At 64.8% G+C, this 26,823-nt stretch carries 29 protein-coding genes; 3 read left to right on the top strand and 26 right to left on the bottom strand.

The annotated features are described in order from the left end of the window. Positions 1 to 10: 10 nt before the first annotated feature. From mobF to H5V43_RS04090, 3 genes are all read right to left on the bottom strand, one after another. A complete protein-coding gene (gene mobF, locus H5V43_RS04100; protein ID WP_025546477.1) occupies positions 11 to 2,950 on the bottom strand; it encodes a MobF family relaxase in 2,940 nt (979 codons plus the stop codon). Beyond that, a complete protein-coding gene (locus H5V43_RS04095; protein ID WP_193666781.1) occupies positions 2,947 to 4,992 on the bottom strand; it encodes a type IV secretion system DNA-binding domain-containing protein in 2,046 nt (681 codons plus the stop codon). The genes mobF and H5V43_RS04095 overlap by 4 nt, the downstream gene beginning before the upstream one ends. 157 nt (positions 4,993 to 5,149) lie before the next feature. Next, positions 5,150 to 5,449 carry a ribbon-helix-helix protein, CopG family gene (locus H5V43_RS04090; RefSeq protein ID WP_025546475.1) on the bottom strand — a complete coding sequence of 100 codons (300 nt, stop codon included), beginning with the start codon at positions 5,447 to 5,449 and terminating at the stop codon, positions 5,150 to 5,152. Between the two features lie 511 nt (positions 5,450 to 5,960). Here H5V43_RS04090 and H5V43_RS04085 point away from each other — a divergent pair. Continuing rightward, positions 5,961 to 6,245 (top strand): hypothetical protein, encoded by a 285-nt coding sequence (locus H5V43_RS04085; protein WP_025546473.1) that lies wholly within the window; start codon positions 5,961 to 5,963, stop codon positions 6,243 to 6,245. Between the two features lie 146 nt (positions 6,246 to 6,391). On the opposite strand, the gene H5V43_RS04080 is transcribed toward H5V43_RS04085, so the two are convergent. The 8 genes from H5V43_RS04080 to H5V43_RS04045 form a co-directional block, all read right to left on the bottom strand. Further along, positions 6,392 to 7,375: a DUF2493 domain-containing protein gene (locus tag H5V43_RS04080; RefSeq protein ID WP_025546471.1), complete on the bottom strand. Its 984-nt coding sequence runs from the start codon at positions 7,373 to 7,375 to the stop codon at positions 6,392 to 6,394. Positions 7,376 to 7,806: 431 nt separating this feature from the next. Continuing rightward, positions 7,807 to 8,106 (bottom strand): DUF4326 domain-containing protein, encoded by a 300-nt coding sequence (locus H5V43_RS04075; RefSeq protein WP_025546467.1) that lies wholly within the window; start codon positions 8,104 to 8,106, stop codon positions 7,807 to 7,809. A 363-nt stretch (positions 8,107 to 8,469) separates the two neighbouring features. Next, positions 8,470 to 8,667, bottom strand: a complete 198-nt coding sequence (locus tag H5V43_RS04070) for a hypothetical protein (protein ID WP_128830630.1) — start codon at positions 8,665 to 8,667, stop codon at positions 8,470 to 8,472. Then, positions 8,664 to 8,900, bottom strand: a complete 237-nt coding sequence (locus tag H5V43_RS04065; protein WP_025546465.1) for a DUF6117 family protein — start codon at positions 8,898 to 8,900, stop codon at positions 8,664 to 8,666. Before H5V43_RS04065 ends, H5V43_RS04070 begins: the two co-directional genes overlap by 4 nt. 59 nt (positions 8,901 to 8,959) lie before the next feature. After that, a complete protein-coding gene (locus H5V43_RS04060) occupies positions 8,960 to 9,952 on the bottom strand; it encodes a DUF2493 domain-containing protein (RefSeq protein WP_025546463.1) in 993 nt (330 codons plus the stop codon). Between the two features lie 83 nt (positions 9,953 to 10,035). Beyond that, on the bottom strand, positions 10,036 to 10,518 hold the full coding sequence (locus tag H5V43_RS04055; protein ID WP_025546462.1) for a DUF736 domain-containing protein: 483 nt from the start codon (positions 10,516 to 10,518) through the stop codon (positions 10,036 to 10,038). 383 nt (positions 10,519 to 10,901) lie between these two features. Next, positions 10,902 to 11,408: a hypothetical protein gene (locus H5V43_RS04050; protein ID WP_025546461.1), complete on the bottom strand. Its 507-nt coding sequence runs from the start codon at positions 11,406 to 11,408 to the stop codon at positions 10,902 to 10,904. Between the two features lie 155 nt (positions 11,409 to 11,563). Continuing rightward, positions 11,564 to 12,214 carry a cation efflux transmembrane domain-containing protein gene (locus tag H5V43_RS04045; RefSeq protein WP_025546459.1) on the bottom strand — a complete coding sequence of 217 codons (651 nt, stop codon included), beginning with the start codon at positions 12,212 to 12,214 and terminating at the stop codon, positions 11,564 to 11,566. A gap of 64 nt (positions 12,215 to 12,278) precedes the next feature. Between H5V43_RS04045 and H5V43_RS04040 the strand changes: the two genes are divergently transcribed. After that, entirely contained in the window at positions 12,279 to 12,680 is a 402-nt protein-coding gene (locus H5V43_RS04040; RefSeq protein ID WP_025546457.1) for a MerR family transcriptional regulator, read from the top strand. Between the two features lie 53 nt (positions 12,681 to 12,733). On the opposite strand, the gene H5V43_RS04035 is transcribed toward H5V43_RS04040, so the two are convergent. The 9 genes from H5V43_RS04035 to H5V43_RS03995 all read right to left on the bottom strand — a co-directional run bounded on the left by H5V43_RS04035 (position 12,734) and on the right by H5V43_RS03995 (position 22,312). Further along, positions 12,734 to 13,000: a metal-sensing transcriptional repressor gene (locus tag H5V43_RS04035; RefSeq protein ID WP_025546455.1), complete on the bottom strand. Its 267-nt coding sequence runs from the start codon at positions 12,998 to 13,000 to the stop codon at positions 12,734 to 12,736. A gap of 9 nt (positions 13,001 to 13,009) precedes the next feature. Next, the gene (locus H5V43_RS04030) at positions 13,010 to 14,128 is read right to left on the bottom strand and encodes a nickel/cobalt efflux transporter (RefSeq protein ID WP_025546453.1); all 1,119 of its coding nucleotides are present in this window, start codon (positions 14,126 to 14,128) and stop codon (positions 13,010 to 13,012) included. Between the two features lie 158 nt (positions 14,129 to 14,286). Further along, positions 14,287 to 14,973, bottom strand: coding sequence for a DNA alkylation repair protein (locus H5V43_RS04025; protein ID WP_025546451.1), 687 nt, complete (start codon positions 14,971 to 14,973; stop codon positions 14,287 to 14,289). A gap of 162 nt (positions 14,974 to 15,135) precedes the next feature. Next, on the bottom strand, positions 15,136 to 15,528 hold the full coding sequence (locus H5V43_RS04020) for a copper-binding protein (protein ID WP_025546449.1): 393 nt from the start codon (positions 15,526 to 15,528) through the stop codon (positions 15,136 to 15,138). Between the two features lie 11 nt (positions 15,529 to 15,539). Beyond that, positions 15,540 to 18,683, bottom strand: a complete 3,144-nt coding sequence (locus H5V43_RS04015; RefSeq protein WP_025546447.1) for an efflux RND transporter permease subunit — start codon at positions 18,681 to 18,683, stop codon at positions 15,540 to 15,542. Further along, positions 18,680 to 20,170: an efflux RND transporter periplasmic adaptor subunit gene (locus H5V43_RS04010; protein ID WP_025546445.1), complete on the bottom strand. Its 1,491-nt coding sequence runs from the start codon at positions 20,168 to 20,170 to the stop codon at positions 18,680 to 18,682. Before H5V43_RS04010 ends, H5V43_RS04015 begins: the two co-directional genes overlap by 4 nt. Further along, the gene (locus H5V43_RS04005; RefSeq protein ID WP_025546443.1) at positions 20,167 to 21,396 is read right to left on the bottom strand and encodes a TolC family protein; all 1,230 of its coding nucleotides are present in this window, start codon (positions 21,394 to 21,396) and stop codon (positions 20,167 to 20,169) included. Before H5V43_RS04005 ends, H5V43_RS04010 begins: the two co-directional genes overlap by 4 nt. A 137-nt stretch (positions 21,397 to 21,533) precedes the next feature. Next, complete coding sequence (locus tag H5V43_RS04000) at positions 21,534 to 21,833, bottom strand: hypothetical protein (protein WP_025546441.1); 300 nt, start codon at positions 21,831 to 21,833, stop codon at positions 21,534 to 21,536. Between the two features lie 104 nt (positions 21,834 to 21,937). Then, entirely contained in the window at positions 21,938 to 22,312 is a 375-nt protein-coding gene (locus tag H5V43_RS03995) for a hypothetical protein (RefSeq protein WP_193666780.1), read from the bottom strand. A gap of 216 nt (positions 22,313 to 22,528) precedes the next feature. Between H5V43_RS03995 and H5V43_RS03990 the strand changes: the two genes are divergently transcribed. Then, positions 22,529 to 22,729 (top strand): hypothetical protein, encoded by a 201-nt coding sequence (locus H5V43_RS03990; protein ID WP_025546440.1) that lies wholly within the window; start codon positions 22,529 to 22,531, stop codon positions 22,727 to 22,729. Positions 22,730 to 22,996: 267 nt separating this feature from the next. On the opposite strand, the gene H5V43_RS03985 is transcribed toward H5V43_RS03990, so the two are convergent. From H5V43_RS03985 to H5V43_RS03960, 6 genes are all read right to left on the bottom strand, one after another. Next, positions 22,997 to 23,185, bottom strand: coding sequence for a hypothetical protein (locus tag H5V43_RS03985; protein ID WP_025546438.1), 189 nt, complete (start codon positions 23,183 to 23,185; stop codon positions 22,997 to 22,999). Between the two features lie 33 nt (positions 23,186 to 23,218). Then, positions 23,219 to 23,542 carry a hypothetical protein gene (locus H5V43_RS03980; RefSeq protein WP_025546437.1) on the bottom strand — a complete coding sequence of 108 codons (324 nt, stop codon included), beginning with the start codon at positions 23,540 to 23,542 and terminating at the stop codon, positions 23,219 to 23,221. Between the two features lie 48 nt (positions 23,543 to 23,590). Next, positions 23,591 to 23,914, bottom strand: a complete 324-nt coding sequence (locus H5V43_RS03975; RefSeq protein WP_025546436.1) for a DUF5983 family protein — start codon at positions 23,912 to 23,914, stop codon at positions 23,591 to 23,593. 72 nt (positions 23,915 to 23,986) lie between these two features. Then, positions 23,987 to 25,663: an ATP-binding protein gene (locus tag H5V43_RS03970; RefSeq protein WP_025546434.1), complete on the bottom strand. Its 1,677-nt coding sequence runs from the start codon at positions 25,661 to 25,663 to the stop codon at positions 23,987 to 23,989. Positions 25,664 to 25,863: 200 nt separating this feature from the next. Beyond that, positions 25,864 to 26,064, bottom strand: coding sequence for a hypothetical protein (locus H5V43_RS03965; RefSeq protein WP_037481167.1), 201 nt, complete (start codon positions 26,062 to 26,064; stop codon positions 25,864 to 25,866). 55 nt (positions 26,065 to 26,119) lie between these two features. Beyond that, positions 26,120 to 26,767, bottom strand: coding sequence for a hypothetical protein (locus H5V43_RS03960; protein WP_128830629.1), 648 nt, complete (start codon positions 26,765 to 26,767; stop codon positions 26,120 to 26,122). Positions 26,768 to 26,823: the final 56 nt, after the last annotated feature.

Here is a 26,823-nt window from a genome sequence, read left to right as displayed (position 1 = left end):
GGCTCCGTGATCAATGTTCGGGGCCGTGGCCGGGATCGGCGTCACGGGTGTCATTTACATGGGCGGGTGTGGGGTCGGGTCGGGCATCCGCGCGATCGACGACGGATTGCAGGAAGCGGTCGAGGACGTTGGCGATCCCGTGCGCATTTTCGGCGATCCGCTCTGGCAGTCCCCGTGGCGCATTGCCGCGCTGGTCGAGTTGCTGACCAAGGATCATGTCGCGCCGCTCGGAACGCTCCCGATCCTGGTCCGCGCGCGCTCGCTCTATTGGGTCTTCATGGCGCGCCGCGAGACTTTCGCGATTATCCCGGTCCAGCCTTCCCAGCCCTTCCAGCGCGGATGTCTTTTCGCCGGAATGGGTTTCGAGCTTCTCGGCGAGGCGCTTCTCATCCTCGGTCCAGAGCTTCACGCCGAAGCGGGCGCGGGTGATCGCCGTGTAATAATTCTGGCCGTTCACGAGTCCGGAATTGACCGGCGCCAGCACATACACCCGGGCGTAGGTCTTGGACTGCGCGGAATATACCGTCTCTGCGTATCCGTGGTCCCAGTGCTTGTGCTCGGACAGGTCGATCTGCTGCACGCGCTCGCCTCGGTCCCAACGGATCGTGGCAACGGTTCCATCCATCTTTTCGACCGTGCCACGCTCGGCATTCTTTAGATCGAGCGCATTGTTCACCAGACGCCATTGGATGCGATCGCCTTCCGCGAGGTCGCGATTCTCCGCGTTGAACACGTTGATCTGCTTGACCTGACTCTGCCGCGGATCCCAGCGGATCATCCGGCCGTTTTCGTCGACCAGTCGCACGACCTGCCGCCCGTTCTCGGCGCGTCCGATACCGACAACACGATATTGGACGTCGCGCGCGATCCCCGCGCCGAGCTGATCCCGCGTGAAGGTCACGACCTGGCCGCCTGAATAAAAGCGGGCATAATGTTTCTCCTGGTCGGACATGCCGCTCGGCGTCAGGACCTGGAGCCGTGCATCTTCGGCCGCGATCGCGCTTTCCGATTTCAGGGTTTCGCGAATCTTGGTGTTGACGATCAGCCGGGTGGCGTTGTCGAGCACCAGGATGTTGGTCGTGGCGCGGTTCTCCGGCTTGAGCCGGGTCCATTCCGCGACCAAGCCCTTGGCCAAGGCCTCGGCTCCCTCCCCGCTCACGACCTTGTCGAGCTGCGAGAGCGAGGCCGCATATTCCGCCGCCCGCGCATGGGTGACGGCGGCTTTCATGCTCTTCGTTTGCTGACGCATGGACTCGGTGAGCTGCGCAGTGGCGAGGCCGAACCGCTGCATCAGCCAGAAGGGCTTTCCCTGCTCGATCGCGCCGGTCTGCTTGTCATCGCCGAGCAATATCAGCCTCGCCCCGGTCATTCGGCTGATTTCGAGGATACGAATAGCCTGCCGCGTTCCGAGCTGGCCGGCCTCGTCGAGAAGAAGGACATGGCGGTCGGTGATGCCGCGGCCACCGCTTGTGAGAAGGCTTTCCACCGTCCTGGATTCGACGCCTGCGATCTGGCCCGTGGTCGCGGCCGCCGACGATGTGGGGGCCAGCGCGACGAGGATCGTACCGGGCTCCGCTGCCTCTCTAAGCGTATTCATCAGCGTCGATTTGCCGGCGCCGCCGACGCCGTGAATCCCGGTGACGCGGTCGCGCGACAAGGCCGATTGAACGAGAGCCTGCTCCTGATGAGGGGTGAGCCCTGCCGTCTCCAGCGCTATCAGCAGGCGATCGGCGGATGCGATCGGCCGGGCATCGTCCAGGGCCAGCGCGAGGTGCTGCGAAAGCGCCATTTCCTGGCGCGCGCTGCGGCGACTGGTCCGACCTCGGGTCAGGACCTGATCGCCGGTCTGTTCTCGCGTCGCGAGGAGCTTGCGCTTCGACTCATGCTCGGCAAGCAACGGCCGAACATCGGCAAGTCGCACCTCCCCGACATGGCTGGCAAGCGCCAACCTGTACATACGCCCGAGGTTGTTCACGGCTTCGCGGGTTTCTGCCTGCCGCAGGCCGAACAGGCTCGCGCGCCCCGCCGTGCGCCGATCGACTTCGATGGTCGATGGCCCCCGCTCCTCCACGAGCGCGGTGAGTTTGGCGAGGTCCGCCTCATAGGGCTTCGCGCGCGCAGTCCATTGGCCACGCAATTCTTCGAGTGTCGCTTTCACCTTGGGACCGCGCGTCTGGTAGAAGGACTGGCGGCGCGCGGCCTGGCCGGTCAGCCCATGCTCCCTGGCATGGGCATCGATCTGTTCGGCGCGCTGTGAGGCGTCCCTGATGAAGTCCTTGGGGACGCCGACGATCTCGAACAGGCCCCGCCTTGGATCGAATTCCACTTCGTAGCCGATCTGTCGAAGCCCATGGGCGAGGTCGTTCCGATAGACCTGTCCAGCGACCATCTGCTCGGAGAACATCGCGCGTGTCTCGAGGCTGGCCCAGGATGAGCCGTCCTCGCGGTTGGTGATGTTCATCACGACGACATGGGTATGGAGATGCGGATCGAGCTCGCGGCTGGCATGCTCGGTGAAGCGGGCAAAGACCAGGCGGCCGGTCGTCTCATGAACGATCTGGCCGTTATCGCGCCGGCGCAGCGACGCATGTTCCTCGAGATAGTCGAGTGCAGTCCCTACCGCCTTCTCGTGCGCCGCGATGATGCGCTCGTCGCCCATCACCAACGCCATGATCGACACCGATTTGGGCGCGTTGACCGCGAAGTCCCAGCCGGGATGATGCTCGATCTCACCATTTGCGCGGTGGCGCCCGAGTTGCTGGTCGCCGATCCTTCCGGCCAGCAGCTCCTGAAAAATCTGGGGGTCGACTGGACCGGATAGCCCCAATTCATCGGCTATCCGACCACCCCATTCCGAATGTTCGTCGCTCCCTTTGGTGTAATAATCGCCCACGGTATAATAGCGGGAAATATTGGCTGGCGTGCCTTTCAGGCGGCGAGGATGGATCATGCCGGTCGCGCCGGACGGGCCGGTCCATTCTCTCGGTCATAGACATCAAGCTCGATCCGGATCCGTCCGCGCTGCGGGGCGAGCGTGAAGGCCGGACCAGGCGCGACAGGACCGCTCGACGGATCGACGGGCTTGGGTTCGGCAGCCTCTCCGCTCCGCGGCTCGGCGCTGTCGCCGGCATCGAACAGGTCGGGCGGCGGCGGCGCTGGCGGTGGCGATACCGGTCGGGACGCTTTCTTGCGTCGGGGCGGCGGTGGCGCTTCAGTAGATTGGGCTTCGACCTGGATGGCGGCGATCAGCGCCGCGCCGTCGCGGTCCCGCACCGGCGGCGTGTCGCGTTCGACAAAGGCGTCGGCGATGGTCGCGACCGTGTTGAACTTGTCCTGGAAGTGCACCACCGGAAGATTGCGGCCGAACCGCAAAAACCCTGACAGGTTGGGTAGATTGGTGACCTCAGTATGCATCACCAGCGGCCGGGTCACCTGCATGCGCGACAGATTCACGCCGTCGCGCATGTCGTTGACGCCGTAGGACATGCCCTCGTTCGCCTCGACCTGTTCGACCTGCCCGAGATTTTCCGACACATGCTTGGCGGTGGGGGTGTCGTTCGCGCGGAGCGCCACCCAGGTTGAACAATAGCCGGTGATCGCGGCGGCATCCTGGATCCCGTACGTCGCCTCCAGCTGTGGATAGGATTGGAAGCCGAGGATACCGCACCCGCCATATTTGCGGGCGCGCGCCAGGAAGTCGGAAAGCGACGGCAATTTCTGGAGCGTCGGCAACTCGTCGATAACGCAGTAAAGGCGCCGGCGGCGATCGGGTGTGAGGCTCATGATCGCCGAAATGGCGATGTCGAGCCATACCGTGATCAGGGGTCGAAGCGACGGCAGCTGGTCGGCTTTGACCGTGATGAACAGCCAGCCATCCCCCTTTTCATTCGCGACCCAGTCGCGGATCGACAGTCCTTTGCGGGTGTCGTCGAGATAGGAGAAGCTGCGCATCACGGAGGCGAGTTCGGCCTGAATGCCGGCAGACGTCCGCTCGCCTTCGAGGCTGATGAAGGCGGCCGCATCGGTACCCGCGGCGAAGGCGGCGAGGTCCTTCAGTTTGGAGCGGAGCAGCCGGTCGAGCAGGATCGAGACCAGCATCTCCTTCTGGTGCGCGAGCTTGCGCATGACCGCGACCAGAGTGCCGCGCGCGGCCTTGGCCCAGAAAGGATCCCCCGCCTTGTCGGGGATCGTCGACTCCGCGATCTGGTCGTAATGATAGTCGCGCGGGACGTCGCCCCAGGGCGACCAGCGGCTGGTGCGCTTGTCGAGCGGATTGAGGAGAACGTCCTTGCCCGGGCGGTAGAATTTCTCGACGAAGGTGCCGGCGGTATCATAGACGATCGCCCGCTTGCCTTCCTTACGGATGCCCTCGAGCATCTTAACGATGAGGTTAGTCTTGCCCGTCCCCGGCGCGCCGCACAGGAGCACATGCTCGGGCTCATAGGCGTCGGGAATGGGGACGCCGCCGATCGAGAAGCTCCCCTTGCGCTGGGCGCGGAGCAGACGCTTGACCTGTCGGATCGTGCCGAACCGGGCACCGCGCAGATACTCGTTCGAGCCGAGACCCCTGCCCGTCCGGGTGAAGGTGAACCAGGCGAAGAACAGCGCGAGCAGGGCAAACGCGCCCGCGATCAGCGCGCCGTGGATCAGGTCGATCTCGACCTTGTGCAGGGTCTGCTTGGCAAGTTTGGACGCGAGCAACCAGTCGGCCGACGTCCAATATTGGTGCCCCGCCGGCGTCTTGAACAGCACCGGATCGTTCGTGCCAGCGGCGGCATCGACCTTGAAACTCGCCTCGACCAGCTTGCGCAGGATGAAGCGCTCATAGTCGGTCGACATTTCGAGCGCATACCAGATGGTGCCCATCACCCAGAGGATCAGCCCCGCAATGACGGTCTGGAAGAAGACCTGGGTCGTCATCCGGACATTGTGGACGATCGCCTGACCGCCTCGCGTCCAGGAGCCGAGTGTATCGTTACGGAAGATACTCATCGTGGGTCTCCCGCGTCCATGGGGGTGGGAAGAACCGAGCTGGGTTGCCCGAGATGCAGGAGCGGCAGGACGCCGATTATCCAGGGGATGGTCGGCAGGTGCGGCGTTGCCTTAAGTACGGTAGCTGAGACGGGATCAGCCCGTTGTTCGTCCCGGCTCATCGGTCGGCCTCCGGGTCGAGCAGACCCCTGTCCCGCAATATGCCGCGAGCCTCCGCCATCCCCTTTTGCAGGACGTCCGGCGTCCGCTGGCCGACCGACGTACCGAGGATGGTGAGGATCTGAATGCAGGTCGCGAGGATCTCGTCCTGCGACGAATAGATGTACCGGCCGCGGGGGTCGGCGGCCTGTTCCAGTACCGAACGAACGAACACCGACAGGGAAAGGTCGGCGCCCGCCGCGCGCCGGTTGAGGCGGTCGTGCAGGGCACTATCGACCCGCACGCTTATTCTGATCATGTCGTAGCTCCAGCATAGGAGCTCGACGGGCAGGTCTTGAAGCGAAGGCATCATAGCGCGAATGCCGCTGTTTTTCAACGATTTATGCTGTCCGACATGTCCGACACGAATAGACGCGCAAATCCAACGGCTTGCTCGACGCACTGTCTTTCGCGGGTGACATGTCGGACGCCGCGCCGTGTCCAGCGTCGGACTTGTCGGACAGGTTTATGACATTGATTTAACGACGGAATAGCCACGCAGCACCCGTGCGTACGGTGCATTACAAACGGCCAAGGCCGTGAGTGCTCCCCTTCGCAGCGCTCTGCGCGCTGCGTTGTCTCGACCGGGCACGGGCGGACAATCCCCGGCAGGGGATTTCTTCTTTTCGCCGGCGGCACGCCGGCAAGCCCATCTCAATCGCGATTCCGTGAGTTTGCATGAGATCGATACCCCAAGTTCGGGATTGAATGCGGGCGAACCCAGCCTACAATCCGGGACGGCGGGCAGACCCATCACAAGGACGATGGACATGCCCAAGATGACGGAACGTGAGCGACTTGCCGACCTCGAAGCGCGTCAGCGCAAGGTCGCTGAAGAAGTGGAGAGTGCCCGCCGCGCCCTGCGCGACCGATATGCTGGGATGGTCACGGACCTCCCGATCGAAGCATTGAGCGAGCGGGATTTCAGGGACGTCCTCACCCACGCGATTCGGGTGGGAGGAAGCCCCGCCGTCTCGGCACTGAAGGCGCTGCCAGCGGCAGCGCCCGAACCTAAAAGTCGCCAGAAGGGCGGCCCAGCGACGAGCATGGCGTAGCCACGCGCAGGAGGCCCACAGCATCGCTGTCGCACCGCCCCGTGACGGACCCGATCTTTGATCGGGCTCCCGAGCGGGGCGGTTCTCAACGCCAACAAAAAAAGGGACCGGCCGGGCATCATGCCCAACCGATCCCCGTCACGATCTCAGGCGACAGCGCTGGCTGTGCGCTGATCCGAGAGCCGGAAGAAGTGCGCCGGCACCCGCTTTTCGCGGACCATCCGGGCGAGGTGCGACTGCAGTCCTGACCCCTCGCAGACCAGCGCTTCGACGGGGCGCAGTGCCAGCAGCCGCTCGTTGCGGGCGAACCCTGCCCGCTTCCCCAACCGTGCGTCGAGCGTGAAGGCCACCAGCTTCACGCCCGACCGCGCCGCCCATGCCGCTGCGATCGCGTCGCATCCTTTGTTCTGGGCGGTCGTCGCCAGCACCATCGTCGGGATCCGGGCGTGGATCGCGTCGAGCCGATCCCACAGGAGCTGATGGTCCTCCCACTGCTGCCCGCCCGAGAAGATGACCACCGGCCCCTGCGGCGCGTGCTCCTCGATGCGGCGCTGGCGGCGTGCGGCGAGAAAGTCGGTGGCGGCGATGACCGAGGCGGTCCGCTTTCCCGACACCAACGTCGCGCGCGGTGCCGACCATGGTCGTCCGGTCTCGGCATGATACATCTGCGCCGCGTGATCGCGCATGCACGCGACCGCGTCCCGGGCTTCGTCCAGCGACTGACAGAGCGTCTGCGCTTCCTCCAGTTCGGTCGTCGCGACCTCACTGCCGTCGGCGGAGCGGATCAGCCCGTTGACCTGCTGCGCCGCCCGATCGGCTTCCCCGTCGAGCTGGTCAGCGACCTTGTGGAAGCTGTGCACGATGCCCCAGGCGAGGCGGTCGGCGATGCTCTCCAGCCGGGTGTCGCGCAGGACGTCGAACAGCGTCGTGATGAGGAGTTCGGTCGCGCGCTCGGCCTCCAGCGGATCGGGCATCCCGGCATCGATGCTGTCCTCGGCGCGGTCGATCCGGAACTCACCCACCGTCTCGGTGAAGGCGGCGGCGAAGCGGTCGCTGGGTTCGGCCGTTTCTTCGGCATAGAGCGCGGCGATGTCGGCGAAGCGGGAAATGGAACGGGGTGAATGCGTCATGATGGCCTCCTGAAATTTAAAGAGGCATTTTTCCAGGCACGGGCTCTGAGCGACGGGGTCAAGGATCGCGAAGCGACCGCGCAGCGGCGATGGGGGTCACGATTTTCTTTGGCGGTCACCAAGGCTGAAGCGGAAGCACTGCGGCCGATCCGCCAAAGAAAATGGTGGGGCCCCGTCGTCCTTGAGGCCGGCGCTGTCCCCGTGCCACCCTTGGACTTCTTGATAGATAGAGAGAGGCTGTGATTCGGGGGGCTCGATGCCCCCCGAATCGCATCGTCTCCCCAAGCGCGACGCCCCAGGGCCAGCTGGGGTTCGATGCCCCCGGTGGACCTTTTCGCTGCACCCGCAGGGTGCCCCCGTGCCGGCACGCGAACCAATCTGTGTCAAAGAGGCGAGCACGCCGTTTCAGCATGCCCGCCCGGCGCACCGGCTTATGCCGCCTCGCGCCACCATGCGATGCGCTCCTCGCGCGTCGCGTTCGCCAGCCGCAACAGCAGATCGCCATGACAGGCCAGCGGCGCGCAGAAGCACACCAGATCCTTACCGCGCAGCTCGTCCAGTGCGAGCAGCAGATCGTGCCGCGAGCGCAGATAGCGCTCATATTTCGCGATGACGGCCGCGCGATCCCCGTCCCGCCCGATGACAAATGGATTGCCCCATTTCGCCCCGCGCCCGATATAGACCGCGCCCGCCGGAACGCCCGCCCGATGCTTGTTGAGAACTTCGCACATGATCGCCTCCTGATGTCTCGAAGAGGCATCTCGCCTGCACGGGCTCCGGCCGGCGGGGTCAAGGATCGCGAAGCGACCGCGTCAGCGGCGATGGGGGTCACGATTTTCGTTGGCGCTGCGCAACGCTGAGGGAGAGAGGCTGACGCTGGCACGCCAAGGAAAATGGTGGGGCCCCGTCGTCCTTGAGGCCGCCGGTGTCCCCGTGCCATTCTCGGAGGATTTGAGGGAAGAGAAGCAGGATTGCCGGAGGCTCGATGCCTCCGGCGATCCTTCTGGTCCCACGGGACGTTGCGGACGCCTGCTTGCATAAAAATGGGCCGGCACGCGGGGACGCGTCCGGCCCGGGTAGCGATCGTCAGATCGTCACGGGTTCATCCAGTCGAACCCTTCTTGATGCCCGCAATGGTCACAGGCGAGCGTGTGGTGGATATTGAGCGAGCCTTCCGCGCGCTCGACATGGCCGTGCTCGGCGGATTGGCCACAACGTGGACACGGCGCTTCCCATCGCTCGTCGGCAAGCTCCACGCCGCCGGGCTCAGTGCAGCCGCCATGGGCGATCATGGCTGGTCCGATCTGTCGGTTGCGGGAGGCAGATAGGCCTCATAGGGGTCTCCGTCGTGGAGGTGACCGAACGGAGTCATCACATAAGCGCCGTCTTCGCGTCCCACGGCGCAGATCACGTACCGGGGAACGCCGGTGACCGCGTCGGTGCATTCCATGAGGGCGAGATTACCGTCTTCGGCCGCGCGGCGCAGGGTTGCGAAATTGCGCCGATGCACGTCTGGTATGGCCATGTCGGCCTCCTGTGAAACGGTGGGAAAGGAGGCGGAAGCGAAGCCCCCGCCCCCGAGGTTCAGGCCCGCATCCGGCGCACCGCGGTGTCGGCGACCTGATCAGCCTTGCGGAAGGCATGGATGGGCACGCCCGCCTGTTTCAGGGTCTGATAGAGGTTCGCCTGCAACCCCGAGCCTTCGCAGAGCACCGCCTCGACGGGTTTCAGCTCGGCGAGCTTGCGGTTTCGGGTGAAGGCGGTTTTCCTACCCGAACCGTAGAGCCCGAACGCCACCAGCGGCACGCTGTTGCGGGCCGCCCAGGCCGCGGCGATCGCGTCGGCCCCTTTGCGCTGACCGGTGGTCACAAGGGACATGTGCGGCACGCGCTTATGGACCTCGTCGAGCCGCGCCCACAGGGTTTCCCAATCGTGCCACTGGGCGGGTCCGGAAAAGACGACGATCGGTCCCTTCGGACTGTGCTTCTCGCGGGCGGCAAGTTCGCGGGCACGCAGGAAATCCTGTGCCGCGATCTGGCTCGCCGACGATGCGGAGGATGCCCGGCTTCCCCGCGCTGGCGACCATGGCCAGCCCGACTGCGCGCGGTACATCTCGGCCGCATAGTCGCGCATGCACTCGATCGCTTCGCGATGCTCTGCGGTCGATTGGCAGAGGAGCTGCTTCTCCTCCAGCTCGTTATTATAGACCTCGCTCATGTCGGGATGTCGCACGAGATCACCGATCTCGGCGGCGAGGCTGTCTTCGCGGCGTTCCAGCTTCCCGGCGACGAAATGGAAGCTGTTGACGAAGCCCCACGCGATCTCGGCGGACAGCGGCTCAAGCCGCGTGCCCGCGAAGAGATCAAAGATGGCGGCGATGATCGCCCCGCATTCGGCCTGCACCGCGAAGGGTTCGGGCATGTCATGCTCGCCGGGTTCATCGCCAAGCTCGACGATGCTGAGCGGCATGGGATCGCCGAACGCCGCCTGAAATTCCGGGGTGGCGATCATCTCGGCATAGAGGGTGGGAAGGTCGGCCAGTCGGCTGACGCTGTTCGAGGATACGGTTCGAGCCATGATGGCGAACTCCTTGTGAGATGGGAAAACAAAAAAAGGGCCGGAGGCGCTCGACGCACCCCCGGCCCTTGTTCACGCGCGGGTCAGAACGGGATGTCCTCGTCCGCGTCCGCGTCCGTCCGGTCGCCGTTCAGGCTGCCGTCGGCGCCGGCGGTGCTGTCACCGAACCCGTCCTGGGTCCGTGGCGCATAGTCGCGCTGGCTGGTGCCGAACCCACCGCTGCCGAAGCCGCCGCCGAACCCGCCGCCGAGATTTTCGCGACGCCAGGCGACGGTGAAGCCCCCCGCCTCGTTCGGGAACAGGGCGACCGGAAGCGGCTCGGGCAGGCTCGGATCGTCGATCTGGCCCGCGAGGAAGATCTCGCCGGTCTTCTTCGACACGGCTTCCCAGAGCGCCCCGATCTGCACCCAGCGCCGCGCGATGTTCAGCGCCACGATCTCGTAGATCGGCGCCTTCTCGCTCTGGCTCTGCACCGGGCGAAGCCCGATCCTCGGCAGGTCGATGGTGCGCGTGAAGACCGAACCCATCAGGCGGCCGTTCTCCTTCTTGAATTCACCAATGTTCATCGTCTCAACTCCTTTGAATGTCGCTCTCGAGACCATCTCGGCGACACTCCTCCAGATCCCCCTTTCCTCTGGTCCCTGACCTTGCCGCCCGCGCTGCCGCCCAAAAACAGCGCCGCGCCGCCACCAGCGCCGCCCCTCCCTCCCCCCGCCTGGCCGCGCGCCCAACCGCCGACGCGCGCTCGATCGCCCGCGCCCGACGACACCAGGCAAGGCTTCCGGGGCAAGTTTGGTGTGCGGGTTAGGGCGCGCGAACGAGAAAGGCCGGCCGCGTACCGACGCGGCGGTGGATTCCATGAAAGTGTGGGGCGTTCCGCATCCGTCGCTGCATCCGGTGCATCGCGCCGTTTGGGTATCGGGACCTACAGGGGCAGAGATGCCGCTGGCTAGGCGTGGCCTGCGGGATGCGCGGTGCCGATCGGTTTGACGATGACCGGGTGGTGGCGACCGAGCGTAGTGAGAAGCCGGTCTTCGGTCTGATCGAGCGCGTCGATGCTCTCGAACATCGCGGTGGTGTAGCAACCGCGGGCAAAGGAATCGCTCGTTGGCGGCACCATTACAGTGAAGTTGGCGGGCCAATGGCAGAGAAGCAGGAGCGGCCATTCCGGAGCCGGCGCCGCATAGTGACAGAAGACGATGTCACCACCAGTCAGCGCCGAAGGGCGTCGGTCGAATAAGTCGGGGACGACGGGGAAGTCCCGCTCGGCGGCGAGAAAGGTCTCGATCTCGTCGAGTTCGAAGCGGGTTTCGATGATGATGGGATAGTAGCGGCCGAGCGGTAGGCTGGGGGCCGCGTACCGCGGTGGTATATCAATCACCAGGATATCCGGCATGGTCGGAATCGGCCGACGATAAAGTATTCGGCGAACGGCGAGGTCGTGGATCAGGCGCATCGTCACGGTAGAATGACGGCGTGGCTAGACACCGGTCAAGGTGAAGCTGCGCGGCCCGGGCGGGGCGAGAAACGGCTGTTATGCCGCGAGTCGGTCGACACTCTCATTGAACCGGTCGAGCCACTCACGCATCCGTGGGCGACGCTCGATCGGCGTTACCGAGCGGTTGCTTGCGCGATGTTGCCTGACCCTTGGTCCAGTTTGAATTCAGCGAGGGACTGGCGGATGATCTGCGCCCCGCCGGTTATGCCAAGGCCTGCGATGATCGCGGCGACCGCGAGATCCGGCCAGGCCGTACCCGTGCCGATGACGCCGGCGGCCGCGAGCAGCACCGCGATATTGCCGATCGCGTCATTGCGCGAGCAGATCCAGACCGAGCGCATGTTCGCGTCGCCGCTGCGGTAACGATAGAGCATGAGCGCGACGCTGCCATTGGCGATCAGGGCGATCACGCCGACGATCCCCATCGTCTCGGCCTGTGGCAGGCCCCGGCCGAGTGCAGCCAGGATCGTCGTGATCAGGACGTAGAGGCCGAAGGCGAGGATCGTGCTACCCTTGAGCAACGCAGCACGCGACCGCCAGCGCAACGCCATGCCTGCGACGCCGAGGCTGATCGCATAGTTGGCGGCATCCCCGAGAAAATCGAGCGCATCCGCCTGCAGCGACCGTGATCCCGAGGCGATGCCCGCGCCGATCTCACCGGCGAACATCACGACGTTGATAGCCAGCGCGATCCACAGAACGCGCCGCCAGCGTGTGTCTTCGATGCGCTGTGTTTCTGCACAGCATGATCCGCAACCGGCCATGTCGCCTCGCTTTCCCTTGAGTCGATGGCCTATATGCACCCTGTAGCAACTACAGGGTCAAGCGATGAAGATCGGTGAAATGGCGTCAGCGACCGCGACCAACATCGAGACGGTGCGCTATTATGAGAAGATCGGGTTGCTGCCCGCCCCTGCACGGAACGCCGCCAACTGCCGCAGCTATGGCAAGAAGCATCTGGCGCGGCTCTCCTTCATTCGGCGCGCCCGCGATCTCGGCTTCACGCTGGACCAGGTCCGCGAACTGCTCGGCCTCGCCGATGACCGGGCGCAGTCCTGTGCGGCGGTCGATGCGATCGCGACCGCACACCTGATCGAAATCGACCGCAAGCTCGCCGACCTCCAGGCGCTGCGCGGCGAACTCAGCCGCATGATTGGAGATTGCCGCCAGGGAACGGTGGCCGAGTGTCTGATCATCGAGGCGCTGGCGCCGTCTGGACCGGCGTGGTGACGACAGCGATGGTGTTTCAGCCTGCGCCTTGACCGGTGGGTCGAAACGAAGGCTCAAAGATACTTGGCGAGATCCGCGAGCTTGGCGAGTTCGGCCCGGGCCTCTTGCGACAGCGGCCCGACGACGCTTTCAAGATGATGCTCGATATGGTCGCTGACCAAGAGAGTCTTCGACTTCTCGAGGGCCCCGATCACAGCCTGTAATTGCTGGGCGATCGTCAATCCGTCCCGTTCCTCGTCGATCATCTTGAGGATGGTTGCGAGATGACCCTGAGCGCGCTTGAGGCGGTTGACGAGATCGGGGCTGGCGGCGTGGCTCATGCGACAAGTCTATAGCGGGTGCGGCAAGGTGAGCCAGCCTTGCACGCCGACATAGACGCCGACCAGCAGGATGATACCGCCCGAGACATAGGGCGCCCGCCGGACAAGCTCGCCGAACCCGCTGAACCGCTTCGAGATGTGTTTCACGCTCAGGGCGGCGATGACCCCCGACAGCACCATCGTGATCGCGAGCCCGATGCTGAAGCACAATACCAGCACCGCGCCGAGGGTCAGTTGCTTGAGCTGGAGGCACAGCAACAGCACCGTGATCGCGCCGGGACAGGGGATGAGCCCGCCGGTAAGGCCGAACAGGACAATCTGCCCGGTCGTGACGTTGCGATCAGCGAAACGTCGGCGGATGTCGTTGGCATGCGCCAACTCATGCGCATCGACATAGCCCGGCCCGGTCACGTCGAGGCCGCGCACCTCTTCATGGAGATGATCGTCGCCATGATCGTGCTCGAGGAAGGCTACATCATAGTCATGGGCATGGTGATCATGGCGGATCGATAACCGCGCCATGAATTCGTGTGGCTCAGGGATCTCCTCGACCGACTCCAGTACACCATCACATTCCGCGAACCGGAAAAGCTGCCGCGCGCCGTCCGTGCGCTCGGTCTCGACGCTGATCTCAGCCCCACGCGGTGCCGCGCCGTCGATCACCTGCACGCGAAAACGGGGCGGCACCCCGGTCTCGTAAATGCTAAGCGCGAGCACGCCATGCCCGGTGTCGACATGGTGCGCCTCGTCGTGATGCGGATGGTCATGGTCGTGCGCGGCGTTCTGCTCGCGCCTGGTCCGCCACAGCATCCACAGGGCAATGACGACGATCAGCACGCCCGACGCGAGCTGGAAATAGGGCTCGGTCGCCTCGGCGTTCAGGCCACCGAACAGCCACATACCGCCGAGCGCGACGATCCAGACGACAACGGTGTGCGACGCGGTGGCCGCGAGGCCGAGCAGGACCGCCTGCCGCACGGTGCCGCGCACCGCCACGATGAACGCGGCCATCATCGTCTTGGAATGGCCGGGCTCCAGCCCGTGCAAGGCGCCGAGCAGGATCGCGCTCGGAATGAACAGCCAGGCGTGCGTGGCGCCCTGCTGGAGGAGATCGGTGAGCGAGGTCATGCCGGCCCGGTAGCAGATACTGCACGATTATCCTATCCCCCTGGATAGGATATCATCGCCGTGGCCGTCCGGATGTCGGCCTGTCTCCCAATTTGACGACCGAGAGACTGCCAAAAGCATCGCATAGGTTGGCGCGGCAACAGCGGACCCGGCCAACGCTAGGAACGACCACCAACATTCTTCAGCGCCTCGCGCTTGCTCAACCCGCTCAGTTCGGGGTGTGTCTCGACGTAGCGGACCACCTCTGCCGGATCGGTCCAGGCATGTTGGCGCAGCGCCCATCCGATCGCCTTGCGCAGGAAGAATTCTTTGGAGGCGATCGAAGGCGCGATGCAAGCATACAGGAAATCGAGGTCGGTCTGTTGCTTGGCCCTGAGCTGGCACAGGATCGCACTTCGGCGTTTCCACACATTCTCGTCCACCGCCCAGGCCAGCATGGCGCGCTTCATCGGCTCGCGCTCATGCTGCAGGATTGCCCAGAAGCGTTGCCCGGCAATGGGATCAATATAGTCCCACCAGGCGCCGGTGACGATCATCTCCTCGTACATCGGCAGCGCATCGATACGCTGGAACGGATGCGCGGCGCGCAGGCCAGTCAGTTCAATGGCGGTGTAGCGTTCCTCGCGAAAGCGCGCGCCGCGCCAGAGCACGAGGACGTCGGCGTGCCATTGCGATGCGCTTTCGTATTGCAGGTCAGCGAAAACCTCCTTGCAGACCTGCCGCAGCGGCACCGCGGAGACGCCCAAATAAGGCATGGTGGATTTCATATAAGCCTGCATACCGGCGGCGCGCTCCGGCTCGGCGACGGCGGCAAGGCGGGCACAGATCGTTTCGGCCAAGGTCATGCGTGAGCTCCCGCGCCGATCCTAGATCAAGTAGCGATATCATGACCACCAGCGGCCATCGCGAGGCCGATACCCGAGCCCAGATAGCGCAGGCCGCAGGCAGCCACGGGTTGTGCAAAGCCTGATCATGGCGCCGGACCAGCCGGCGCTATGATCAGCCGGTCAGGGCTGCTTGTGGATCGCAGTCACTTCGCCCGCGCTGCCCGTCAGTGTGAGGTCGAAATCGACCTTATCGCCAACCTTCGCCGCGTCGGTGATCGCAGGCGCCGCCTTGAACGCCATCGTCATCGCCGGCCACTTGGCCTCGGGGATCGGGCCATGATCGAGCGTGATCGTGCCCGTTGTCTTGTCGATCGCGGTGACCGTACCATGGCCCTTGGCCTTGATCGCGGTGCTTGCGGCTGGCGCCATCGCCATTTTGCCCATGTCGCCACTCATGGCCGCGGCGGGCGCCGCCTGGTTGGTCTCGACCGCAACCGGCGTCTCCGCTTTCTTGCCGCACGCGGCAGTCAGGGCGGCGAGGCTTAGGGCAATGGTCAGTCGTACATAGTTCATGGTCTTCTCCTTCATGAAACAAGAGGTTGGGGTATGGGCTTGCTCTTCGGCCGCCGGAGCAAAAGATAGGCGGCAGGAAGTACGAACATGGACAACACGGGCGCGGTCAGCATGCCGCCGATCATCGGCGCAGCGATCCGGCTCATCACCTCCGAGCCAGCGCCCGATCCGAGCAGGATCGGCAGCAGGCCGGCGAGGATCACCGCGACCGTCATCGCCTTCGGCCGGACGCGGAGCAGCGCACCTTCGCGCACTGCCGCCTCGACTTGGCCGGCATCGGGACCGTCACCGCGCTCCTCCAGGGCATTTTTCAAGTAGATCAGCATCACCACGCCGAACTCGGCGGAGACGCCGGCAAGCGCGATGAACCCGACGCCGGTCGCGACCGACTGGTTGAAGCCAAGCAAGTAGAGCGTCCAGATGCCGCCGGTGAGCGCGAACGGCAGTGTGCCCATAATCAAGGCCGCTTCGTCAAACCGGCCGAAGATCAGGTAGAGCAGCACGAAGATGATCAGCAGCGTCGCTGGCACGACCAGCTTCAATTTGGCGACGGCGCGTTCGAGATATTCGAACTGGCCGGAATAGGCGATGCTGACGCCCGGCGAGAGCTTCACCTGTTTCGCAACCGCGCGCTGGAGATCGCCGACGACCGAAGCCAGATCGCGCCCGCGCACATCGACATAAACCCAGGTCGAGGGCCGGGCATTCTCGGTCTTGAGCATCGGCGGCCCTTCGGCGATCGAGACGTTCGCAACCGTGCCGAGCGTGATCTGCTGGCCCGAGGGCGTGAGCACGGGCAGCGTGCGCAGCCCCTCCAGGCTGTCGCGCAACTCGCGCGGATAGCGCACGCTAATCGGGTAGCGGGCGAGCCCCTCGACTGTTTCGCCGACGGTCTCGCCGCCGATCGCGCCCGACACAATCTGCTGGACATCGGCAATATTGAGCCCGAACCGGGCGGCGGCGGCGCGGTCGATATCGACATCGACATAACGTCCGCCGGTCAGTCGCTCGGCCAGCGCCGAACTGACGCCGGGCACGGTCTTCGCCACCGTCTCGACATCATGGGCGATGCGGTCGAGTTGGGCGAGACCGGCCCCAGAGACCTTCACCCCGATCGGGCTCTTGATGCCGGTCGCGAGCATGTCGATGCGGTTCCTGATCGGCGGCACCCAGACATTGGCTAGGCCGGGGAGCTTCACCGTCCGGTCGAGTTCGTCCACGAGCTTGTCTGGCGTCATGCCCGGCCGCCATTGATCGCGCGGCTTGAACTGGATCGTCGTCTCGAACATTTCGAGCGGAGCCGGATCGGTCGCGGTCTCCGCGCGTCCAGCTTTGCCGAACACGCTCTCCACCTCTGGCACGGTCTTGATCAGCCGGTCGGTCTGCTGGAGCAACTGCGAGGCTTTCGCCGCCGACAGTCCCGGCAGTGCCGAGGGCATGTAGAGCAGGTCGCCTTCGTCCATATTCGGCATGAACTCGCCACCGAGGCGTGTGAGCGGCCAAGCGGTGGTTGCGAAGAGCAAAGCTGCGATCAACAGCACCGTCTTGGGCTTTCGCATCGTCCAGTCGAGCGCGGGACGATAGATATTGGTCAGCCAGCGATTGACCGGGTTTGACTGCTCGGGCGGGATATTCCCCCGGATCAGCAACCCCATCAGCACCGGCACCAGGGTGACCGACAGGATCGCCGCCGACGCCATCGCATAGGTCTTGGTGAAGGCGAGCGGTGCGAACAGCCGGCCCTCCTGCCCTTCGAGCGTGAACACCGGAATGAACGACAGCGTGATGATCAGGAGGCTAAAGAACAGGGCTGGTCCGACTTCGGCGGCGGCTTCGGTGATGACGATCCAGCGCATCTCGCCTTCGAGATGCTTGTCGGGGTGATCCTGCTCCCAGCGCTCGATCTTCTTGTGGGCATTCTCGATCATGACCACGGCCGCATCGACCATCGCGCCGATGGCGATGGCGATCCCGCCCAGAGACATGATGTTGGCGTTCACGCCCTGGAACCGCATAACGACGAACGCGGCTAGCACGCCCAGCGGCAGGGTCAGGATCGCGACCAGTGCCGAACGGACGTGCCAGAGGAACAAGCCGCAGACAATCGCGACGACGATGAACTCCTCGATCAGCTTGTCAGTGAGGTTGTCGACCGCGCGATTGATCAACTGCGACCGGTCATAGACCGTCACCACCTCAACGCCGGGCGGCAGGCTGGCCTTCAAGCTGGCGAGCTTGTCCTTGACCGCCGCGATCGTCTCGCGCGCATTCTTGCCCGATCGCAGGATCACGACGCCGCCCGCTACCTCGCCTTCGCCGTTCAGCTCGGCGATGCCGCGCTGCATCTCCGGGCCGATCTGGATGGTGGCGACATCACCGAGCGTCACGGGCACGCCGCCGGCGGCTGTCCTGAGCGGGATCGCGCGGAAATCATCGAGCGTTTTCAGATAGCCCGAGGCGCGGACCATATATTCGGCCTCGGCCATTTCGAGCACCGAGCCGCCCGCTTCCTGATTGGCCTTTTGGATGGCATCAACGGCTTGAGCGTGGGTGACGCCGTAGGCGGCGAGCTTCACCGGATCGAGCAGCACCTGGTATTGCTTGACCATGCCGCCGATGCTGGCGACCTCGGCGACGCCAGGGACAGTCTTCAGCTCGTATCGCAGGAACCAGTCCTGAAACCCGCGAAGCTGGGCAAGATCGTGCTGGCCGGTCCTGTCGACGAGGGCATATTCATAGACCCAGCCGACCCCAGTGGCGTCCGGTCCGAGCGCGCTGCGGGCGCTTGCCGGCAGCCGCCCCTGCACCTGGTTGAGATATTCGAGCACGCGACTGCGCGCCCAATAGAGGTCAGTGCCGTCCTCGAAGATCACATAGACAAAGCTGTCGCCGAAGAAGGAATAGCCGCGCACGGTCTTCGCGCCCGGCACCGAGAGCATGGTGGTGGTGAGCGGATAGGTGACCTGGTTCTCGACGATCTGCGGCGCCTGCCCCGGATAGGAGGTGCGGATGATGACCTGCGTGTCGGAGAGATCGGGCAGCGCATCAATCGCGGTCGATCGCACCGCCCACAAGCCAACGGCGATAAGCGCCATCACCCCGATCAGGACGAAGAAGCGGTTCCTGACCGACCAGCGGATGAGATGGGCGATCACTGGCCGGCCACCTTCGCCATGCGGCGCACGGTCGGTCCCGTTGGCGGCTGGTCGAAACCGAACCGTACGCGATCACCTACCTTGAAGCCACGCACGAGCGTGGGTGCGCCGAGTTGGAAGGTCATCGTCATCGCCGGCCAGCCGATCGCTGGCACCGGCTCATGGCTGAGCGTCACTGAATTGGCGGTGATCTGTTCGATCTTGCCGACGGTCTCATACAGCGCGGCGGTAGCAGCGGCTTTGCCAACTGCCGGCGGCGCGCTGCCACCGATCGGCCGTGCTTCCACACCGGAAAGACTAGCCTCTGAGTCGATCAGGAACTGGCCCGACGCGACGATCTTCTCGCCCTCGCTCAAGCCCGCCAGGATCTCGGTATCGTCGCCGGATTCCCTTCCGATTTGAACCTCTGCGGGCCGGTAGCGCCCCTTGTCGAGCGCAAGCATCACCAGCGTCCGCTTGCCGGTTCGGATCAGCGCCTCGGAGGGCACGAGCAATGCTGGTTGCGCGCTGCCACCGAACGAGACGGTGGCGAACATGCCGGGACGCAGGCGCCCGCCGCGATTGGGCAACTCGATACGAACGGTCAGCGTCCGGCTGTCCGCCTGGGTCTCGGGCAGGATCGCCGACACACGCCCGGAGATGGTTTCGCCGGGGAACGCCGCCAGCGTTGCTTGTACGGTTTGTCCGGGTTTGAGCGGACCAGCGATCGCTTCGGGCACGGCGGCGTTGAGCCAGACCGTACCGAGGCCGTTGACCTCGGCGAGCGTCTGTCCTGCGGTCATGGTCATGCCGGCCCGGACATCCAATGTCTTGATCACGCCCCCGGTGGGAGTCGAGATCGTCACGACATTGTGCGGCCGTCCCGTTCGCTCGACCGATGAGATCGTGCCCGACGGCATGCCGAGCAGCATGAGCCGCTGGCGCGCGGCCTGGGTCAGCGCCGCGTTCCCGGTGCGGCGAACCGCCAGAAACTCGGCCTGGGCGCCGCCCCATTCAGGAACGAGCAGATCGGCAAGCGGGGCACCGGCGCCGATGATGTCGCCGGGCGCCCGGGCATAGACCCGTTGGACGAACCCGCCGGCACGCGCCTGGACGATCGCGACATCGCGCTGGTTGAAGTCGATCGTGCCGGCGGCGGTCAGGCTGCTCGCCAGTTCACCGCGCCGGACTGCGATCGTGCGGAGCCCCAGCGTCTGCGATGTCGCCGGATCGATCCGGACGCCGGGCGCATCGCCACCGCTCCCGTCCGCAAATTTGGGGACGAGCTGCATATCCATGAAGGGCGACTTGCCCGGCTTGTCGAAATGCTGCGACGGGACCATCGGGTCATACCAGTAGAGCGGCTTGCGGCCGGCATCGGCCGTTTGTGCCGGAGCGGCTTCGCTCCCGCCGAGATGGGCAATGCCATAGCCCGCGCCACCGGCGACGAGTGTGAGCGCTGCGGCTGCAAGACCCAGCCGGGCGCGCGGTGATCTCTCGAGGCTCATCGGTCTTCGCTCCGGTAGGTGAGGGTCAATCGGGCGCCGTCAGCGGCAACCAGGGCTTCGCGGTCGAGGACAGTGAGGGTGGCGTCGGCGAGCGCGGCATAGGCGTCGGCGACATCGACGAGACTGGCGCGTCCGGCGCCGTAGCTCGCGGTCTCCAATCTGACCCGCTGCTCGGCGAGCGGCTGCAGTGTGTCCCGCGCGCGCATCCATTGCTCATGATGCATGACATGATCGGCGAGATCGGCATCGAGGTCGGCGGCGAGGGCGCGCTGGGCCGTTTCACGTTCGGCCAGGATCCGCCCGGCATTGGCCTGGGCTACGGCGATCCCGGCATTCTGGCGATTGCGGGTGAAGAACGGCAGGCTGACCGTCACGCCGGCAGAAAAATAGTCGCCGAAACGGGGGTCGCGACGCTGATAGGCCAAATTGACACCGAAGTCGGAACGCCGACCGGCGTCGGCCACGCGAACATCGGCATCCGCTTGCCCCGCCTGGGCATCGATCATCCGGATGGTGGGGTGGCGATCGAGTCCTGCGCGCAGGCCCGCTGCATCGACCGCGAAATCCGGGATTGAGCCGGCGATCTCGGGGGCGGGGTCGCCGGTCCAGCGGGTCAGCGTCGCGCGTGCCCGTGCCACGTTCGACACCAGTTCGCTCCGACGATCCTGCATCGTCGCGACGGCCTGTTGTCCTGCGAGGGTCTGCGCCGGCCGGGCGTTGCCCGAGGCGACCGCGCTTGGCGTCGTTCCCACTACGCGCTCAAGGTGGGACAGAACATCGTCGAGCGCGGCAAGCCGGCGTTCGGCATAGGCCAGGTTGATCCAGGCGAGCGCGGTGCCAACCTCGACGGTTCGGCCCTCGACGGCGGTATCTGCCTCGGCCGCCTTGATGTCGCTATCGGCGCGCGCCTGCTGGGCATGGCGCTTAGCGAGATTGGGAATGTCCTGGGACACGCCCACCCGCGCCATCGTGAAATCGTCGCGCTGTGGTTCGAACGCGAGCGGTCCCGAGATTGGGAAGCTCTCGACACTGACGCCAAGTGTCGGATCGGGTAGCGCGCCGGCTGCGCCGCGCGCCGAACGCGCGGCATCGGCGCCAAGCGTCTTGGCCTTGAGCGACGGCGCTTCCTGTCGGGCACGCAGGAGCGCGGCTTCAAAGGTGAGCGGCCCGGCGAACGCAACGCCGGGAATCGCCGCGAGCAGCGGCAGACATAGAAACAATCGCATGGAAATCTCCTGATCGCGAGATCAGGCCAGCGCGGCTTTATGGGACGAGGCACGACGATGCCGGCGGAGCGGAGGTCCGCTTCACCGGCATCTCAGACCTGACCGTCAAGAAGAACCGGACCAGCCAGGACCATATCCTAGCCGGCCGACGCGCCCGAAGGGGACGCCATGCCGGGCATCCCCTTCATGCAGCTAGCAGCAGCCGTGTCGCTCATCTTCATCATATCGCAGTCGCAGCTTGCCACCTGCGTAGCGTTCGGGATCCAGACGTGCCGGGGCGCCTGCAGCGGCGCACGCGGGCCAGATTGCGGAGCCCGCTGCCACTCATAGTGACCCTGGGCCGGGTCGGCAGCGTCGCCCTCGGCAAATGCGGGAGCGATGGCGAGCGCGGAGATGGAAGCCGCAATGACGGCTGCGGCGATTTTGAACGTCTTCATGACACTATTCCTTTGGCGATAATCGTAGAGTGGCCGCAGGTCAGACAGGATATTCCGGTGCACGATAGGCGCACCGATCCTGCCAGCCTGAAGGCCGGATTCGATCAGCCAAGGAGAGTGGGTGGTTCCGGTTCGGGAGTAAGCTCACTGCCACGCAGGACAGTGGTGGTCGGCCAGAAGGCCAGGGACGGATCGGCCGCGCGCGCCGCAAGCGCCAGTGCGTCATTGCGAACGGCCATGGGAACGACGCAGCCCATCGCGGCGATGCAGGCGAGGGTCATGCCCTTGCAGGGTTTCTGCGCGGGCTGCTGTTGCTGCGCCATCATCTTCATGCAGTCCTCGGACATCCCGGAATCGGTCATCCCCGACATCGCCATCGGCGCGGACATCGCAGACTGGACGGACGCATAAGCGACCGACTGGCCAAACAGGCCGATCAGGGCTCCCAGCAGGAGAAAAAGATGAAGCGCACGTTTCACTGCCGTGACGATGTACGCGAAAGACGAAAACTCGACAATGGGTTCGTCCGCTCAAGGTGGAGATATGAGTTTAACCGGCTCCGACCGATCATGTCCCAACGAAGCGAGACCTCTCCGCCCCGACCCGCGCACGGCCGATCCCACGCCGGTATGATTAGTCACGTGGCAGCAAGGTTTGCGGTCCGAAGGCCCGCGCATGAGGCAAAGGAGCGAAGGATGATTGATCCAGAAACCGAATATCTGATGGCCCGTGCGAAGCAGGAAGCTGCTATGGCGGTCGAGGCAAAGCATCCCGCCGCGGCAGCGGTCCACCGGGGCCTCTCCCTGCGCTATTCGGCCAGAGCGGTGATGGACCTCGCCGAGGGAAGTGCTGATCGGATTGAAAGCCGCCGTGATGGTCCCGTTGAACCTGGTTGAATCAACCGCTCTGCGGGACGGGCGCGAACCTGCTGCTTTGGATGGTGGCATCGGACGTAACCTCGGCGCTCACTCTCATGAAATCGGTGGTTCCGCTGCACCCCCGCCAGATCGTCCATAACGGCGTCGCACCTGGCGATTCCGGCGCCTTGCGCGTTGGACGTCTTTGTCCGTCAGGCAGCGAGCCGATCCACACCTTCGTTGAAGCGGTCTACCCCAGGCCGCAACGACGGGGCTGGTTCGGCATGAGGGCAGCAGGGCTGTCCATCATGCCACCCATGCCAATATCTGGTCATCGTCGGCGGGGCGCCGCGCCGTCACGCGAAATGGTTGTAATGGCATCCCGGTGCGGATGACGAACTGGTCGACATGCGTTTCGCGGCGCAGCTGCGTTGCGACCGCATAGCACCGCTCGAACGTGGTCAGTCTGTGGCGCAGGGGGGACAGCGCGGACATGGTCGGCTCCTGTAGCGAAATGTCTTGGAACGATCAGGCGGCCGGGGAACGCGCGCGCCATTCGAGAAACCGCAGGAGCGGCTGCGGCGCCGCCAATGTCGGCGAAGGCGAAAAATGGCGGCCCGCGAGCTTCTCCCAGGTGCGCCGGGAGAAGGCTGCGCCGGATATGGCGCGCATCGGCGGCGTGTCGGGCGTAGCATCGGCTACAGGTAGAGGCGCGTTGGCGTCAGGATCAAATTCCAGAATGGAGGCCATCGACAGCTCCTCCTCGGTCAATGCGATTTCGAGGGTCGCGAATCTGAGCAGGATGGCGTCGTCGTCGTGCGAAGCATGATGGGCCGTTGATCGTTCAGGCATGATTGAATCCTGTCTTGTAGTGACGCCGTCGAAGACATCGGCGGACGCTCAGACGACGTCTTCGAAGATCGGAAATTCGCTGGAGGGCGGCTCGTCGCAGTCGAACGAGATCCAGGTCGCGCCAAAATCGTGGGCATGCGCGAGTAATCGCCACAGTTCCGGCGATAGCGTGCCGGGGCGCTCGAGATGGTCATCAAGCACGCCGAGATGGACGAAGAAGCCATATTGATGTGGTTCGATCGACAGATCGGTATGCTCGACGATTATCCGTCCGCGGCGGCGCGGCGAACGGGCGATCAGTGCGTCGATCCCGGCACGTTCGTCAGCAGGCAGATGGGCGGTTGAGCAGATGCAGCTGTGGATGCGGCGCATGGAACCCTCCGTTGCGATGTGATGGGATAGCGTGCGGCGGAAGCCGACGGCGGGGGCAAGCGGACCGCCGCGTCAGCCGGCCGGGTCTTGCGGCATGAACGACAGCGTCATGGCGTCATCGCCGGCAAGCAGAGTGATCGACCGACCCTTGGGGATGAGCCATATGACCTCGTCGGCGATCGCATCGCGGATGCGTTCGAGCAGTGCCTGTTCTTCGCCAAGAAGGATCTCGTTGGCGATGTGACGGGCGGCCTTCTCGAACTCACGATGCTGGGTGTCCCAGCTGTCGCTGTCATGATCCTCGTCATAGCTGAAGCATGACGCCTCGATCAGCCAGGCGAGCGCCCCGGGTGTGATCGTAGCATTTCGGCTGACCAGGGTCACCGCTTCGTCGAGACAGCCATAGCCGTCATTCCGGCAGACCAGCGCCTCCAACGGGAGGCTGTGCCGTTCGCTGTTACCGGGAGCATCGGGCAGTTCGATGATGACGTCCAGCGTGATCGCATCGACGCGACCGGACACGATATCGGCGGGCAGCACGTCTTCCTCGGCATAGCGGACCGGCCGATCGTCGGTGTCGATGGTGAAGGCGAGATCTGTGACACGCGGGAGCGTGTCATACCAGCGATAGCCGACCAAGGCATCCATGGCCCGAACGGGTCGGCGACCAAGCGGCGTGCCGCGTGAGAGAACCTGTGCTGCGCCCTGATCGATATCGGGGTCGTAGCTGTCCAAGAGCACCATGGGTTCGTCGGCGACGCGCTTGCCCGAGGGGATGCCATGGCCATCGGCGGTTTGCGGTTCCCAGGAGTCGAGCCAGGCCTCCGCCTCGGGCAACTCGACGCCGAGTTTATCGGCGCGGCGCCATGTCTTATAGGCGAGCCTGTGGCTCCCCTGGGCAGCAAAGGCACGGAAGATCGCCCGCTCCGCCGCAGTCTTGAGCTGTGTGAGCGCTTTGTTCTGCACCATTTCTTTTCGCGCCGGGAGAACGAGCTGGAGCAGGGGTGCATCGAGGATGTCGACCTTGACGCTCCACGGTTCGTGATGATCGATTTCGGAGACGATCGGGAAGTCGCAACCAACGGTCAGGCCATGAAAATTGATGCGTGGACAATCCAGTGGCCGATTGCCGAGGCCGCGAAACACACCGACACGGCATCCCTGCCAGTGTTCGACATGGATCGCCCCCGCGAGGAAATCGGCGCGAGGCTGGACGTCGCCCTGCAAGAACACGGGAAGCGGATAATGCTGCGCGCAATGGGCGACAGCGCCGTTGAGCGCAGTTTCCCAGTTCTCCGGGAAATCGATGAGGATTTCGGTTCCGGCGCCGATGTCGAACGGCTCGACGGCAAGCGGCGCGCCGGTCTCCCAGGCGTCCGGGGTGACGACGACACGCCAGCCCTGCGCGGCCGAACGGGAATAGGAACGTATCTCGACGCGGTGTCCCGCAAGGCTGAACACGCCCATGCCCGCCGGGTCCTCGCGGTCGGCGATCTCGGCATTCCAGCCTGAGTCGCCGAGGGTCACGAGTTTGACAGGATCGTCGATCCCCGAACCATCGTCGCGAACAACAAGCGTCGGATGGCCGGCAAGATCATAGGAGCGGATATCGACATAGGTCGCAGCGGCGCGGCGTGAGTTCTGAAGTAGCTCCGTGAGAACGTCGGACAGGCTTCCGTTGAATAGTCTCGACACCTTGTGGACCAGGGATCGGCCGACGCTGGTCCGGATGGTGGTTGGGAGGGACATGGGGGCGCTCCAGGTGGACAACGGACCGATTCCGCCGCCTCACCTGTCGTCCCCTCCCTCCTCCCAGGCGCGAGCGGTGGCCCGCCGAAGCGGGATCGGCCCTGCTTGATACCGTGCGCAGGGCCGCAGTGTTCGGCGCGCGTTTCGGCTGGCGTTCGGACCTAAGAAAGATCCTGGCACGGGACGTGCGATGCAGCCGGTCACGCGCAGGATGCTGCCTCGGGCAAGGGATCGAGAGAGCGCTCAACGATCGTCGCGTCTGCTTCGCAGTCGGCGCAGAAGGCATAGTCGAAGACCTCGCCCAAAACCCATGTCTGGGACGTGACGTCCCAGGTCGCCCATGCATCACGCATGATGTTTTCGCCACCGCATTGGCCACAGTGCATGCTTTTCTTGGTCATGATATCCTCCAGGTTGAAGTTATGCGGATGTGCAGCGCCCGTGCGCCCATCTTTTTCAGGCGAAGAGGCGCTCAGGTACGGCGGAAGGTGCGGAGAGGCGCAGGTCACGGCGGATGCGCGCGGCGAGGCGCTCGGGTTGGACAAGCTCGTGGACCGACGTCCAGTGATTACGCTCGCCAACATGATCGTGGCGTCCCGCGACGCGGCGGTACATGACCTCCTGGCCAGGGCCCATGCAGCCGAGACTCAGGCGAACCTGGACCTCGGCACCGTGCAGGACCACGTCACCGCTGACGGCAACGCCGCCATGATGGGAGCGCACGTCATAGCTGTCCGGCGCAAGACCGAGGGCGTCGGCAAGACGTTTGAGTGCCTTGCGTCCATCAGAGTGGAACAGCGTCTTGGCCGGAGCATCGTAGGCGACGCCTTTGTACGCCAGGGCGATAAGGGCCGGATGCCGCTTCAGTTCGGCGATGGCATCCATGCAGGCGCGGCGCAACTGCATGTCGGCGGGTCCGATCCCCTGGGCGACGGCGCCGAGATGGCGCGCGAGGAGCAGGACGGCGGGATCGCTGTCGCGCGGCCTGCCGGCGTTGCGGCAATCCTCGATCGCGGCGGTCAAGGCGTGGAGGCAAGCCGGGAGCGTCGACAGCGCCGAGGGATCGAGGGCCTGGCTGAAGCGGAAGGCGACATCATACGGCATTGGGAAGCTCCAACGGCAAAGCGCACCGTTGCGCGCTCCTCTCGTCCCCCCTCCCT

Source organism: Sphingobium fuliginis, from assembly GCF_015074805.1.
Lineage (GTDB): Bacteria > Pseudomonadota > Alphaproteobacteria > Sphingomonadales > Sphingomonadaceae > Sphingobium > Sphingobium fuliginis.
The sequence above is the reverse complement of the archived record's forward strand: the minus strand, read 5'-3'. Positions and strand labels throughout refer to the sequence as shown.